Annotated in this window: 12 protein-coding genes and 1 tRNA gene; 9 read left to right on the top strand and 4 right to left on the bottom strand. The window is 68.3% G+C overall.

The annotated features are described in order from the left end of the window. The first annotated feature begins 609 nt into the window (after positions 1 to 609). From NPA30_RS09235 to NPA30_RS09225, 3 genes are all read left to right on the top strand, one after another. Positions 610 to 810 carry a type II toxin-antitoxin system VapB family antitoxin gene (locus tag NPA30_RS09235; RefSeq protein ID WP_256802335.1) on the top strand — a complete coding sequence of 67 codons (201 nt, stop codon included), beginning with the start codon at positions 610 to 612 and terminating at the stop codon, positions 808 to 810. Further along, positions 810 to 1,208 (top strand): type II toxin-antitoxin system VapC family toxin, encoded by a 399-nt coding sequence (locus tag NPA30_RS09230; protein ID WP_256802334.1) that lies wholly within the window; start codon positions 810 to 812, stop codon positions 1,206 to 1,208. Before NPA30_RS09235 ends, NPA30_RS09230 begins: the two co-directional genes overlap by 1 nt. A gap of 100 nt (positions 1,209 to 1,308) precedes the next feature. Beyond that, positions 1,309 to 1,926, top strand: a complete 618-nt coding sequence (locus NPA30_RS09225) for a ribonuclease D (RefSeq protein ID WP_256802333.1) — start codon at positions 1,309 to 1,311, stop codon at positions 1,924 to 1,926. A gap of 242 nt (positions 1,927 to 2,168) precedes the next feature. On the opposite strand, the gene NPA30_RS09220 is transcribed toward NPA30_RS09225, so the two are convergent. Further along, positions 2,169 to 5,567: a hypothetical protein gene (locus NPA30_RS09220; protein ID WP_256802332.1), complete on the bottom strand. Its 3,399-nt coding sequence runs from the start codon at positions 5,565 to 5,567 to the stop codon at positions 2,169 to 2,171. A 450-nt stretch (positions 5,568 to 6,017) separates the two neighbouring features. Here NPA30_RS09220 and NPA30_RS09215 point away from each other — a divergent pair, with 450 nt between their 5' ends. Continuing rightward, positions 6,018 to 6,251, top strand: a complete 234-nt coding sequence (locus NPA30_RS09215) for a hypothetical protein (RefSeq protein ID WP_256802331.1) — start codon at positions 6,018 to 6,020, stop codon at positions 6,249 to 6,251. Positions 6,252 to 6,364: 113 nt separating this feature from the next. Here the strand turns inward: NPA30_RS09215 and NPA30_RS09210 are convergent. Both NPA30_RS09210 and NPA30_RS09205 read right to left on the bottom strand, forming a co-directional pair. After that, a tRNA-Ala gene (locus NPA30_RS09210) sits at positions 6,365 to 6,440 on the bottom strand. A gap of 161 nt (positions 6,441 to 6,601) precedes the next feature. Continuing rightward, complete coding sequence (locus NPA30_RS09205; RefSeq protein ID WP_256802330.1) at positions 6,602 to 6,997, bottom strand: TIGR02300 family protein; 396 nt, start codon at positions 6,995 to 6,997, stop codon at positions 6,602 to 6,604. A 347-nt stretch (positions 6,998 to 7,344) separates the two neighbouring features. Here NPA30_RS09205 and aroA point away from each other — a divergent pair, with 347 nt between their 5' ends. The 4 genes from aroA (at position 7,345) to rpsA (ending at position 11,742) form a co-directional block, all read left to right on the top strand. After that, positions 7,345 to 8,691 carry a 3-phosphoshikimate 1-carboxyvinyltransferase gene (gene aroA / locus NPA30_RS09200; RefSeq protein WP_256802329.1) on the top strand — a complete coding sequence of 449 codons (1,347 nt, stop codon included), beginning with the start codon at positions 7,345 to 7,347 and terminating at the stop codon, positions 8,689 to 8,691. Positions 8,692 to 8,694: 3 nt separating this feature from the next. Beyond that, positions 8,695 to 9,096 (top strand): hypothetical protein, encoded by a 402-nt coding sequence (locus NPA30_RS09195; RefSeq protein WP_256802328.1) that lies wholly within the window; start codon positions 8,695 to 8,697, stop codon positions 9,094 to 9,096. A 40-nt stretch (positions 9,097 to 9,136) separates the two neighbouring features. Then, positions 9,137 to 9,799: a (d)CMP kinase gene (gene cmk, locus NPA30_RS09190; protein ID WP_256802327.1), complete on the top strand. Its 663-nt coding sequence runs from the start codon at positions 9,137 to 9,139 to the stop codon at positions 9,797 to 9,799. A 242-nt stretch (positions 9,800 to 10,041) separates the two neighbouring features. Then, positions 10,042 to 11,742, top strand: coding sequence for a 30S ribosomal protein S1 (gene rpsA / locus NPA30_RS09185; protein WP_256802326.1), 1,701 nt, complete (start codon positions 10,042 to 10,044; stop codon positions 11,740 to 11,742). Positions 11,743 to 11,861: 119 nt separating this feature from the next. On the opposite strand, the gene NPA30_RS09180 is transcribed toward rpsA, so the two are convergent. After that, positions 11,862 to 12,008, bottom strand: coding sequence for a hypothetical protein (locus tag NPA30_RS09180; RefSeq protein WP_256802325.1), 147 nt, complete (start codon positions 12,006 to 12,008; stop codon positions 11,862 to 11,864). Positions 12,009 to 12,178: 170 nt separating this feature from the next. On the opposite strand from NPA30_RS09180, the gene NPA30_RS09175 reads away from it, so the two are divergent. Then, positions 12,179 to 12,604 (top strand): hypothetical protein, encoded by a 426-nt coding sequence (locus NPA30_RS09175; RefSeq protein ID WP_256802324.1) that lies wholly within the window; start codon positions 12,179 to 12,181, stop codon positions 12,602 to 12,604. Positions 12,605 to 12,712: the final 108 nt, after the last annotated feature.

The following is a 12,712-nucleotide window of genomic DNA, read 5'->3' as shown; positions in this document are numbered from 1 at the left end:
ATGCGCGTGGCGGCTTCGGCGGCCGCGCCGCACGCGTCTGAGCATTGAGCTCCCGCCTGCGCGCTTTCGACAGCCCGCACCGGTCGCATCACGATCCTCGTGCCGCCCCCGGCGAGCTTGCAAATCCTTTGCAGATCATGAAAATCGGATTCGTCGCGAGCATCCGCCATGGCGGCTGGACGTGCGTCGGCGTTGCCTCGATACGAGCTCGCGATCCTGCGGGTGCTCCGGCCGTCCGCTAGCCTGTACGGGGCAGATGCAGGCCGTGCCGGGCAGGCGTCTAGACCGGCCGGGCTAGCCCCCGTCTCAGACGTCTATCCAGAGCCGATAGACCATCGAGGTTCACCGTCTGTATGGGTTGCGGCCGCCGTTCGGGCGGTGATGAGGCCGCGGGTTGGGCTGTCTCGGTGACTCCAGTTGGCGATGCCTTGCCGGAGACGGGTGAGGGGGATGGAGCGGGCCGAATCCCGCCGCGCGATACAGGCGAGCGGATAGACGGCAATCGTTGCTGGATAGACCGACAACCCGCGAGCGCAGCGTGCAACGCCCGTATTTGCGGATCCGGATAGCCTTGTATATCTATCCTGCTAGACCAGCGGGAGCGACGGAATGCCCTTCCACATCAAGAACCCGGAGACCGATGCGCTCGCCCGCAAGGTCGCCGAGATCAAGAAGGTCGGACTGACCGAGGCCGTGCATCTCGCGCTCGAACACGAGCTCGAGCGGGAGAAGGCCAAGCCCTCGCTCGCCGATCTCGCCGCCGAGTTCTGCCGCGATCTGCAGGCGCGCGCGCGGCCTGAGCGCGCCTGATGTTCGTCGACGGGTCGGTGCTGATGGCCATGCTCACAGACGAGGACGAGGCGCGCATCTTCGCCGCGCGCCTGCAGACCTCGAACAAGCGCTTCGCCTCCCCCATCGCCGTCTACGAGGCCGTCGCCGCCGTGTCGCGCGATCTGGGGCTCGCGGTGGCCGAGGCGGAGGAGGCAGTCCGCCGCTTCCTCGACCTCATGACGATCCAGGTGGTCTCCATGCCGCCCCAGGTGGCCGGCCTCGCCCTCGACGCCTATGCCCGGTTCGGACGTGGGCGCGGCGCGAGCGGCGGGCTCAACACGGGCGACTGCTTCACCTATGCCTGCGCCCGCTACTATCGCCAGCCTCTCCTCTACAAGGGGCCGAAGTTCGCCGCGACCGACATCGAGGCGGCATGAGCGGCGCCCCGCCTGACCTTGCGCGGCGGCGGCGGCGGGCGCACGGCCGGCGGCCCTAATTGCGCTTGACCTCCCCCGCGGGCGGGCGCAGACACGCCGCATGACCATCCGCGTGCACAAGGGCGATCTGCCCGACCTTTCCGCCTATACCGGTCCCGTCGCCATCGACACGGAGACACTCGGGCTCGACACCCGGCGCGATCGTCTCTGCGTGGTGCAGCTGTCGCCCGGCGACGGCACCGCCGACCTCGTGCAGATCGCAAAGGGCCAGACCGCGGCGCCCAATCTCTGCCGGCTGCTCCTGGACGAGACGAAGACCAAGATCTTCCACTACGCCCGCTTCGACATCGCCGCGCTGTTCCACGCCTTCGGCGTGATGACGACGCCGATCTTCTGCACCAAGATCGCCTCGCGTCTCACCCGCACCTACACCGACCGGCATGGGCTGAAGGATCTGGCGCGCGAGCTGATCGGCGTGGACATGTCGAAGCAGCAGCAGTCCTCCGACTGGGCGGCCGAAACCTTGAGCCAGGCGCAGATCGACTACGCCGCCTCCGACGTCCTCTATCTGCACGACATCATGGGCGAGCTGATGAAGCGCCTGGAGCGCGAGGGTCGCACCGGTCTGGCGAAGGCCTCCTTCGCCTATCTGCCGACGCGGGCAAAGCTCGATCTTGCGGGCTGGGCCGACGAGGACATCTTCTCGCACTCGATCTGAGCCGTTCGCCGCGGCCTGCCCGGCACGCGCCGCATCTTCGCGGTCTGGGCCGAAGCGCCCACGCTGGACCGTTCTCCCGCAGCCCCTTCGGGCTCGTGACCCGCACAGCACGGGGCTGCGGACGGAACAGCGACCAGCTTACGAGGCCGAGGTGCTGCTGCCCACGCGACCGACTCGCCGCACGCTGCGCCAGGCCACCGAGCCGCGCCGCCCGCTCTCCGCGTGGCGCAGAGCCGGCTGGATCAAGCGAAGATCTGGTTCGCGTCGGTGAGCGTCGCGCCATAGCGCACGTTCCAGGCCGCAAGCAGCGCCGCGGCCAGAACGTCGTCCCGCAGGTCGGAGATCTGGCGCGGCGAGGCGACGCCAGGGGTGTTCTCGTAGTTGAAGGCGACGACGTCGATATAGACCGGCGCCTTCAGCCGCCGCCCCATCGACAGGAGCTTCGCCGCGATCGCCGGATAGGGTGTGAAGTCCGGATTGGCGAGCCACTCCCTGAGGTCGGCGTCGCTGACGCTGAAGTCGATGCCGATCGTACCCAGCCCCTGGATGACGCCTGGCGCCAATCGAGGTCCGTTCGCGTCGGGGTTCAGCCGCAGCATCTCGTCATAGAGAAATGCGGCGTCGGCCAGCGCCGCATGCATGTCCAGGGGCTGCGAGAGCTGTATCAAGCGCGGCGCGAAGGTGAACAGAGCGAGCACCCGATCGATCCAGGGACCCGGCTGGCTGACCTTGGTGTCGATGCGGATCGGATTGGCAGCATCGCGGTAGTCCAGCACCAGGGGAGATCCTGGGGCGGCCGGATCCTGGATCTCGATGCGCCCGTCGTGCCCGCCGGGGGACCGCATGACATCGCCGGACACCAGCGGCAGCGTCGTGAAATCGCCCTCCGGGTCGCCGATTTCGCTCACCCGCGGCGCGTACTTGGCTCCGGTCAGCTCGAACCACATCCGGAAGCGGCGGTCGTCGGCGCTCTGGAACTCGTAGAAGCCGCCATAGTCGAAGGATCGCGGCAGCCCGGCGTTGCGCTGCTCCGTCAACGTGCGGAACCGCGCGAAATCGATCTGGCGACGGTCCATGTCCGCCTTCTCCGCGACGTGAACGAAGCCGAGCGTGTCGAGCGGCACGACGAGCTGGTCCGGATGGGTCACCGGCACCCGGTAGGCCGCGAGGTAGAAGCCGAGCGGCGTCAGGTCGGCGAAGATCCAGGGACCGAGCGGTCGGAACAGACCGTCGCGCGAGATCCGCAGGTTCAGGAGCTCTTCGCCCTCGCCCCTCCAGCCGAGACACAGGCAGCCGTTCCAGCTGCCAAGCGTCGGCGGCTCGGTGCTGGTCTCGCCCAGCGTCACCTTGTCGGTCAGTCCTTCGATGCCGAAGCCGCCGGCCGTGTTGCCGATCAGCACGACCTTCGCGACGTTGAGGTTCTCGTTGCCCGAGCCCTTCCACGCGATGCACAGCCGGCCGCCGCTGGAGGCGAGCGCCGGGGCATGGCTGCTGGTCTCGCCGAAGGTCTGCTTGCCCTGGAAGCTGGCGCCCGCGTCGGAACTCGCCATCAGGTTCAGGTTGTCGTTCCCCGAGCCCTTCCAGGCGAGAAACAGCCGGCCCCCGTGCGAGGCGAGCGCCGGTGCGGTGCTGCTGGTGTCGCCGAGGACGCGCTTGTCTTCGAGGCCGAAGCTGAGCGCGCCCGCCGTGTTGCCGGTGAGGATCGCCTTCGCGAGATTGAGCTTTTCGTTGCCCCGCCCGGTCCAGGCCAGGAACAGCTGGTTGTCGTGGACGGCCAGTGCGGGCGCATGATCGCTGGTATCGCCGAAGACGGTCTTCCCTTTCCAAGTTGCGCCGAAGTCCTCGCTGAAGGCGAGGTTCAGCTTCTCGTTGCCATGGCCCCGCCAGGCGAGAAACAGCCGTCGGCCGTCGGAGGCGATGGCAGGTGCGGCGTCGCTGGTCTCGCCGAGAACCGTCTTGTCCTGGATCCCCTCGACGCCGTCGATGCCGAGGAGCGATGTCGCCTGCACCGTCGCCACGTTCAGGTTGTCGTTGCCCGACCCCTTCCAGGCGATCATCAGCCGGTCGCCGTGCAGCGCGAGCGCCGGTGCGGCCGAGGTTGAATCTTCAAGGACGGTCTTCTTTTCCGCCGGACGCAGGTTGGCTCCGGCCATGAAGCCGCGCGTGACGCCGATGTTGACGCCCTTGGTGTGATAGCAGTCGGGATCGTCGCGGTCGTCGGCATAGGGATCGACCTGCGGGTCCGGATAGGGCTCGAAGCGCAGAAGATCGTGGAAGCGCGTATCGGCTCGGGTCGGGATCAGCGTGGTGGCCTGGGCACGCGCGGTCTGCTCCCATGCCTGCTTGCTGAACAGGTCGACCTCGTCGCTGCCATACCCGCTGTTCAGGAACTGCCCACCCGCCGTCAGCAGGAACGAGGGCGAGTGGTAGTAGATCTCCAGGCCGGGATCGGCATCCTCGCCCGCCGGCAGCCGCGGCCGGTGGCCATGGAAGAAGCGGTGCAGCGACGCCGGCGTGTTTCGGTCGAGCGCCAGCGTGTAGGCGGCCGGCGGCGGGCGATAGCTCGAGGCGCCTCCCAAGAGCGCGTTGAAGGCCTGCTGAAGCGGGATCGCCACCGGTGCCTGCGCGTCGTGCGGCTCAACGAGGCCGGTGGAGGCGAGGAAGAAGCCGCAGACTTCGTCGGCATTGGAGGCGTAGAGGTCGTCCCGGCCGTTGGCCTGGTGGTTGATCCGGTGCTGCTGGCGGCGGAACGGGCCGACGCGCCGCCCGCGATTGCTCGACAGGGCGAACTTCATCATCGTGTAGTCGAGCAGGATCTGCGCAGCGGTCCGCATTTCCGGATCGCGGGCGAACTCCTGGAGGTTGAGGAGCGCGTGCAGCGAGAGCCGGGCGTAAGGGCGCGAGTTGAACTCCAGAAAATCGAAGCGCGGAACCCGCTGCATATAGTCGAGCAGCCAACGCATCAGTCCGTTGGTGCGATTGTCGAACGTTCGGTCGCCGGTGCGCTCCAGCCGCAACTGGTTGATCAGATACCGGCTGCTCTCGATCATCAGGAGATGGTTTTCGGTCTCCGGCGTGTCGATGTCGAGAAAGGATTGCTCGACGATCTCGATGTCCGCCGGGTGGCCGCCCTGCAGGCTCGCCGGCATCAGGTCGTCCAGGATGACGTCGACACCTGCCTTGCCCGGCTGTCCCGCGTCAAGGAGGTCGCCATACCTGTAGGCGAGCGTCACCAGGCCCTTCACCGCCATGTCGTAGTCGCGCTTGGTGCTGGCGCCGTCGGTGCCGACGAGCCCGGTGCCCCGCTGCAGCCGCCGCAACGCGGCGGGGGCCTCGGTCGCCGAAGCCGGAGCGCCGGGCGGCGTGAAGGCGGGATCGCTGCGCACCGCGTGGAAGTGACCGATCAGGGCGACCGTGTTGTCCTCGTTCGCCTGCCCGACCACCTTGGAAAGCGGCCGCGTCGCGGCGAAGTAGCGCGCGATCCCGGCGGCTCGGGCGCGGTGGCTGGCGAAGGCTTGCGCCGGAGAACCATCCAGTGCGACCGGGCTCAGAAAGTCGAGGGGCGGCAGCTGCGCTGCCGCCGTCGCGTGGAAAGGGTCCGGAAGGAGCGCTGCGAAGGCGCCGACCCCCAGCAGCTTCATGGCCTGTCGGCGGTCAACCACAAACGCGCAGGTGTCATCGGAGCCGGTCGCGGTCACGTCAGCCTCCGTCGTCAGAGGAGCGATTCCATCATCCCATTACATGGATGTACCGTAGAGGCATGTCGGACCATTTGCAAGACGCGGATTGTATCGCTGCCCGCCTCGGAAGTCGAAGATCACGATTACTGTTTCGCCAAAAGGATAGACGGCTTCGGATCAAGTGGCCAACGTCGCCTCGCGAGGCGGTGCCCTGCAGCGCAGGGCGCCGGCGTGCCTCGGTCCGGCCGACACGCGCCGCAGCCGCTGCCCCTGTTCGCCGGAGTATCGACACCCTCTGACTCACGTGAAAGCTAAGTCTCTTTGATCTGTCGAATTGCCTCTCCGATTTGAACGCATCCTGAAAGCGCAGCCAGACAAGAGAGGAAACCACTTCGCCGGATCCCCTCTTCGATGACTCTCGAGCTTCAGCACCATCTCGCCGAAAAGACGCAACGCGACCGTTCGCTCGCGACATGGCGCGCGACCTGGCGGCGGCCGGAGGCGCCGGCGACAGGCGAGGCATCCACGGCGCCGGAGGCGGCCGCCACGCCGATCGTCACCTTCACGTCGATGGTGCTGGTGCCGAGCGCAAAGGAGGCCCAGTCGAGTGCCGACGCGGCACGCGACGCCTACGGCGAATTCTGACGCTCGCGCGTCCGAGGGGGCTGCCGACCGCCAGCCTGGCCCATCCGCAGGACATGCCGATGCGCACGATCCCGGTGGCAGACTCAGCGGAGGGTTCTGCGAGAGAAAGGAAATGGTGGAGCCAAGCGGGATCGAACCGCTGACCTCTACAATGCCATTGTAGCGCTCTCCCAGCTGAGCTATGGCCCCACGTGAGCGCCCTTTCGGGCGGCTCGGAGCGAAGGGCTTGGGGTGCCTTCGCTGCATGACGGCGGCTTCTACTGAAGCCGCCGGGCAAGATCAAGTCAAAACTTCACGTCCCGATCCGAATGCGCCAGCCGGCCGCAAAACTGCCGGCGGCTCGCGCGCGATCAGTCCTCGTCGTCCTCGCGGCCGCCGCCGATGACGTCGGCGAGATCGTCGTCGCCTTCGTCCTCCTCCTCGAGGAAGGTGTCGTCGTTGGCGTCGTCGACGTCATCGTCGCTGTCATCGTCGATATCGGGCAGATCATCGTCCTTGCCGCTCTTCTCCTCGTCCTCGACGTCCGAGAGGGAGATGGTTTCGGGCGACTCCGAGGCCTCGACCAGATCGACCTCGTTCTGCTCCTCCTCGTCCTCCGGCTCGGGTCGCGAGACCTCGTTCTCGAAGAAGCTGCGCGGATAGCTCGTGCCGGTGTAGGGGGAGACGACCGGGTCCTTGTTCAGGTCGTAAAACTTGCGTCCGGTCTCCGGACAGATGCGCTTGGTGCCGAGTTCGGGTTTGGCCATCGTCGCCTCGTGAATCCTGTGGTGCCGCGCCCGTCCCGCCGGCCTGACGGCCGCCGCGTCCTGCGGCCTGCCGCCGGCGCGGAAGACGGTCCTGCGCCCCGCGCGTCGGGCGGAGCAGCGGGTCGCCGCTATCGCAGGCTGCGCTGGGATTTTTTGGTCCATACGCACTCGCCGGGCCCTTGTCAAAGCCGTTGCGCCGGCCCTTGACGCGTGGTGACGAAGCCGCCCGACGCATGCTAACGCAAGCCGCCGTCCGAGCCGGCCCGCATGCGGATCGTCGGCGGCGACGGCAACGGAGCGGGCAGTGCCGCAAGACCGGCCCGCAAAGCGGAAAACGGAGACGGAAGATGGCGCATGCAAGCACGATCCGACCGATGCGCTCGGCGCGGGCGCCTGCCCTGAGCGGCACCGTCACCGTGCCCGGCGACAAGTCGATCTCCCACCGCGCCTTCCTGTTCGGCGGCCTCGCCGCCGGCACCACCCGCATCACCGGCCTGCTCGAGGGCGAGGACGTGATCGCGACCGGCAGGGCGATGACCGCGATGGGCGCGCGCATCCGCCGCGACGGCGCGAGCTGGGTGGTCGACGGCGTCGGCAACGGCTGCCTGCTGGAGCCCACCGAGCCGCTCGACTTCGGCAATGCCGGCACCGGCGCCCGGCTGACGATGGGCCTCGTCGGACCGTATGACTTCGGCGCCACCTTCGTCGGCGACACCTCGCTGTCGAAGCGGCCGATGGGCCGCGTCCTCGACCCGCTGCGCCAGATGGGCGTGCAGGTCGTCGCACGGTCCGGCGACCGGCTGCCGCTGTCGATCCACGGGCCGCGGGTCGCCGCGCCGATCGAATACCGCGTGCCGATGGCGTCCGCACAGGTGAAGTCGGCCGTGCTGCTCGCCGGGCTGAACGCGCCCGGCGTCACCACGGTGATCGAGCCGGTGATGACGCGCGACCACACCGAGAAGATGCTCGCCGGCTTCGGCGCCACGCTTGAGGTGGAGACCGACGCGGCGGGCGTCCGGCACATCAGGCTGGAGGGCCAGGGACGGCTGACGGCCGTCGAGCATCTGGTGGTGCCGGGCGATCCGTCTTCGGCCGCCTTTCCGCTCGTCGCCGCGCTGATCGTGCCGGGATCGGACATCGTCATCCGCAACGTCCTGATGAACCCGACCCGGACCGGCCTCATCCAGACGCTGCTCGAGATGGGTGCTTCGATCGAGACGCTGGCCGAGCGCGACGCCGGCGGCGAGAGCGTCGCCGACCTCCGGGTCCGGCATTCGGCACTGCGCGGGGTGACCGTGCCGCCGGAGCGCGCGCCCTTCATGATCGACGAGTATCCGGTGCTCGCGGTGGCCGCGAGCTTCGCCGAGGGGGAGACGCTGATGCAGGGGCTGGACGAGCTGCGCGTCAAGGAGTCGGACCGCCTGGCGGCGGTCGCCGCGGGCCTCGCCGCCAACGGCGTCGCCCATGAGGAGGGGCGCGACTGGCTGCGCGTGACCGGGCGTCCCGACGGCAGCGGCCTCGGCGGCGGCACCGTCGCCACCCATCTCGATCACCGCATCGCGATGAGCTTCCTGGTGCTCGGCGCGGCCAGCGAGAGGCCGGTCGCGGTCGACGATGCGGCGATGATCGCGACGAGCTTTCCCGAGTTCGTCGGCCTGATGGAGACGCTCGGTGCCCGGCTGGACCCGATCTGAGCCGTGACGGCCGCGCTCGCGCTCCTGTTCTTCTGTCCGCTCGCCGCCGTCTATGCCCGCCACGTCGCCCACGTTCTGCGCCGCGCGATCCTTTCGGGCCGGTCCTCCGTCACGGGCGCCGTGATGCGGCGGCTGATCCTGCCGGCGGTGGTGGCGGTGGGTTTCGCGCTGGCCGTCGCCGGTCGGCCGGCCGTCGTCGCCGCGCTGCCGCCGCGCCTGGCGGCGAGCGGCACGATCCTGTGGGCGCTCGATCTGTGGAGACAGCTGGGGGAGATCGCGCTGATCTTCTTTTTCGTCGCCGTTCCCTATGTCATGGGAAGCCTCCTGGGCGCGGTCGCGGCCGCGCTCGGCTACCCCCGGGTGCCGGCCGCCCCGACCGATCCGGCCGACGCGACCGCACCCTGAGCGGCCGCCCGCCACAACGCTCGATGAGGGAGACGCGACGATGTTCGAGAAGCCTGGCCGGCCCCTGACGATCGCCATCGACGGCCCTGCCGCCTCCGGCAAGGGCACCCTGGCCCGGCAGATCGCCGCCGCCTACGGCCTTCGCCACCTCGACACCGGGCTGACCTATCGTGCGGTGGCCAAGGCCCTGATCGACGCGGGTGCCGCGCTGGAGGATGTCGCCGCGGCCGAGCGCGCGGCAGCGGTCGTCGACCTCGGTTCGCTCGATCGCGCGGTCCTGTCGAACCATGTCATCGGCGAAGCCGCCTCGCGGATCGCCGTGATGCCGGGGGTCCGGCGCGCCCTGGTCGAGGCGCAACGGCGGTTCGCGCAGTCCGGCGAGGGCGCGGTGCTGGACGGGCGCGACATCGGCACGGTCGTCCTGCGCGACGCCGCGGTGAAGCTCTACGTCACCGCCTCGCCGCAGGCGCGGGCGGCCCGACGGCACGCCGAGATCGCGGCGGCCGGTGGTCCCGAGACGCTGGCGGACGTCCTCGCCGACATCGAGCGCCGCGACGCGCGCGACATGGGACGGGCCGACTCGCCGCTGAAGCCGGCGCCGGACGCGCACTTGCTCGACACCAGCGAACTCGATATACAGGCCGCATTCCGGGCGGCTTGCGGCTTGATCGAACAGGCATCATCTGACCGGGAACGGATGTAGGGGCGGCTTCCAGGGAGGCGCGCCCCTTTTGCCATGGCGGCCGAGCCGCTGCAGCCTTCCGCTGGACGACATGAAATCTGCTGGCCGGCCGGTCCTCCGCGCCGAAGCGAGACTTCTCCCGAAGCTGGAGACGCTCTCGTGGCCTGTCGCGGCGCGTGAAGCCGGGCAGGCGGACCACCCGCCAGCGCCGATGAACACGAACCGGGCGCATACCCGCCGATGGCGGGCTCCAAGGAGAACGTATGTCTCAAGTCAATCCGTCGCGCGATGATTTCGCTGCGATGCTCGAAGCATCCTTCCTCGAGAACGACGTCGCCGAGGGCGCCGTGGTGCGAGGCACGGTCGTCGCGATCGAAAAGGACATGGCCGTCATTGACGCCGGTCTGAAGGTCGAGGGCCGCGTGCCGCTCAAGGAATTCAGCGGCAAGGGCCGCGAGGGCGAACTGCAGGTCGGCGACACGGTCGAGGTCTATGTCGAGCGCGTCGAGAACGCCCTCGGCGAGGCCGTCCTGTCGCGCGACAAGGCGCGCCGCGAGGAGAGCTGGGTCAAGCTCGAAGAGAAGTTCAACGCCAACGAGAAGGTCGAAGGCGTCATCTTCAACCAGGTCAAGGGCGGCTTCACGGTCGACCTCGACGGCGCCGTGGCCTTCCTGCCGCGCAGCCAGGTCGACATCCGGCCGATCCGCGACGTCACCCCGCTGATGAACACCCCGCAGCCGTTCCAGATTCTGAAGATGGACAAGCGCCGCGGCAACATCGTCGTGTCGCGCCGCACCGTCCTCGAGGAGAGCCGGGCCGAGCAGCGCTCGGAGATCGTCCAGAACCTCGAAGAGGGTCAGGTCGTCGACGGCGTCGTCAAGAACATCACCGACTACGGTGCGTTCGTCGACCTCGGCGGCATCGACGGCCTCTTGCACGTCACCGACATGGCCTGGCGCCGCGTCAACCATCCGACCGAGATCCTGCAGATCGGTCAGACGGTGAAGGTGCAGATCATCCGCATCAACCAGGAAACCCACCGCATCTCGCTCGGCATGAAGCAGCTCGAGTCGGATCCGTGGGAGGGCATCGGCGTCAAGTATCCGATGGGCGTGAAGGTCACCGGCCGCGTCACCAACATCACCGACTACGGCGCCTTCGTGGAGCTGGAGCCGGGCATCGAGGGCCTGATCCACGTCTCGGAGATGAGCTGGACCAAGAAGAACGTCCATCCGGGCAAGATCCTCTCCACCTCCCAGGAGGTCGAGGTCGTCGTGCTCGAGGTCGATCCGGTCAAGCGCCGCATCTCGCTCGGCCTGAAGCAGACCCTGCAGAACCCGTGGGAGGCCTTCCGCGACGCCCACCCGATCGGCACGATCGTCGAGGGCGAGGTCAAGAACAAGACCGAGTTCGGCCTGTTCATCGGCCTCGAGGGCGACGTGGACGGCATGGTGCACCTGTCCGACCTCGACTGGAACCGTCCGGGCGAGCAGGTCATCGAGGAGTTCAACAAGGGTGACCTCCTCAAGGCCCAGGTGCTGGACGTCGACGTCGAGAAGGAGCGCATCTCGCTCGGCCTCAAGCAGGTCGGCGGCGACGCCTTCGTGGAAGCCGCAGAGAGCGGCGAGCTGCGCCGCGGCGCGGTCGTCACTTGCGAGGTGATCGCGGTCAACGAGGGCGGCATCGAGGTGAAGATCGTCGACACCGACTTCACCGCCTTCATCCGTCGCAACGATCTCGCGCGCGACCGCGACGAGCAGCGCCCGGAGCGCTTCTCGGTCGGCCAGAAGGTCGATGCGCGCATCACGCAGTTCGACAAGAAGGCCCGCCGCATCGCGGTGTCGGTCAAGGCGCTGCAGATCGCCGAGGAGAAGGAGGCGATGGCCCAGTACGGCTCGACCGACTCCGGCGCCTCGCTCGGCGACATCCTCGGCGCGGCGCTGCGCGGCCGCGACGACGAGTAAGACAGAACCGGTCTGACGACCGTCTGATCAACACGAAGGCCCGCGGCGAACCCTCGCCGCGGGCCTTTGGCTGTAAGCACGCTCCGTCGGCTTCAGGCGACGGCGAAGGCTGGCCTGTGTCACGCGTCGGGCGTGTCGCCCTTGTGCTGCGGGCCCGTCTCCATCTCCTTGCGGATCTCCGGATGCGTCGTCGCCTTGTGCTCGTCCTGCGCCTTCATCGGCGTCGTCCGGTCGTCGCGCTTGTCGCTCTCGGTCTTGGCTTTCATCACCGTCTCCCTGGCTGCTCAGGCGGAAGACGTCCGGCATCGCGCAGGGTTCCGTGGAACCGATGTGACGGTTCAGGATTTGTGAGGGATGCGATCGTCTGCCGCGCTTCCTTTACGGAGGCTTCACCGGATGCGGTCACTGTGGTGCGGCTTTATCGACGAGGCGACAGGTGGCGTGGCGTAGCGGCAACGACGTCCGGTTCGAGGACGTGCTCGACAGCGTGGCGATGGCGGCGGGTGCCGCTTCGTCCGACTACGGGCGTGCGGGCTCGCCGGCGAGCTTCTGGCGCACGCTCAGCGGTATCGGTGCCGTGTCCGGCGGTGCGGCCACGGAAGCCGCCGCACGCGCCTATCATGAGCATCGCTCGTTCGTCTCCGACGAGGAGGAGACGGTCCCGAGCACCGATCCGCGCGAGATTGCTCTCGAGCTCGGATCAATAGATGCGATGCCTGTCGTGGAGCTGACCCGGCTGCGCCGACGCTTCGCTGCCGAGAATCACCCGGACCGCGTGCCGCAGCGGCTGCGCGCTATCGCCAACACCCGCATGACCATCGCCAACACGCTCATCGACGCGGCCATCCGCCGTCACGGATAAGGGCGGCTCGCGAACGGCTGTACCGGGCACGGAAATGCTGCCTCACGGGCGCAAGCTCGGCGAGCCCGCATTTCGAAGCTCGAGAGGCCATCGCGATCAACGTGCCTT

It is taken from the genome of Mangrovibrevibacter kandeliae, from assembly GCF_024519155.1.
GTDB lineage: Bacteria > Pseudomonadota > Alphaproteobacteria > Rhizobiales > Rhizobiaceae > Mangrovibrevibacter > Mangrovibrevibacter kandeliae.
The sequence above is the reverse complement of the archived record's forward strand: the minus strand, read 5'-3'. Positions and strand labels throughout refer to the sequence as shown.

Coding starts and splice junctions, on each gene's coding strand:
- cmk (WP_256802327.1), top strand. CDS start 9,137: ATGTTCGAGAAGCCTGGCCGGCCCCTGACGATCGCCATCGACGGCCCT.
- NPA30_RS09215 (WP_256802331.1), top strand. CDS start 6,018: ATGACTCTCGAGCTTCAGCACCATCTCGCCGAAAAGACGCAACGCGAC.
- rpsA (WP_256802326.1), top strand. CDS start 10,042: ATGTCTCAAGTCAATCCGTCGCGCGATGATTTCGCTGCGATGCTCGAA.
- NPA30_RS09180 (WP_256802325.1), bottom strand. CDS start 12,008: ATGAAAGCCAAGACCGAGAGCGACAAGCGCGACGACCGGACGACGCCG.
- NPA30_RS09225 (WP_256802333.1), top strand. CDS start 1,309: ATGACCATCCGCGTGCACAAGGGCGATCTGCCCGACCTTTCCGCCTAT.
- NPA30_RS09235 (WP_256802335.1), top strand. CDS start 610: ATGCCCTTCCACATCAAGAACCCGGAGACCGATGCGCTCGCCCGCAAG.
- NPA30_RS09230 (WP_256802334.1), top strand. CDS start 810: ATGTTCGTCGACGGGTCGGTGCTGATGGCCATGCTCACAGACGAGGAC.
- aroA (WP_256802329.1), top strand. CDS start 7,345: ATGGCGCATGCAAGCACGATCCGACCGATGCGCTCGGCGCGGGCGCCT.
- NPA30_RS09205 (WP_256802330.1), bottom strand. CDS start 6,997: ATGGCCAAACCCGAACTCGGCACCAAGCGCATCTGTCCGGAGACCGGA.
- NPA30_RS09220 (WP_256802332.1), bottom strand. CDS start 5,567: ATGAAGCTGCTGGGGGTCGGCGCCTTCGCAGCGCTCCTTCCGGACCCT.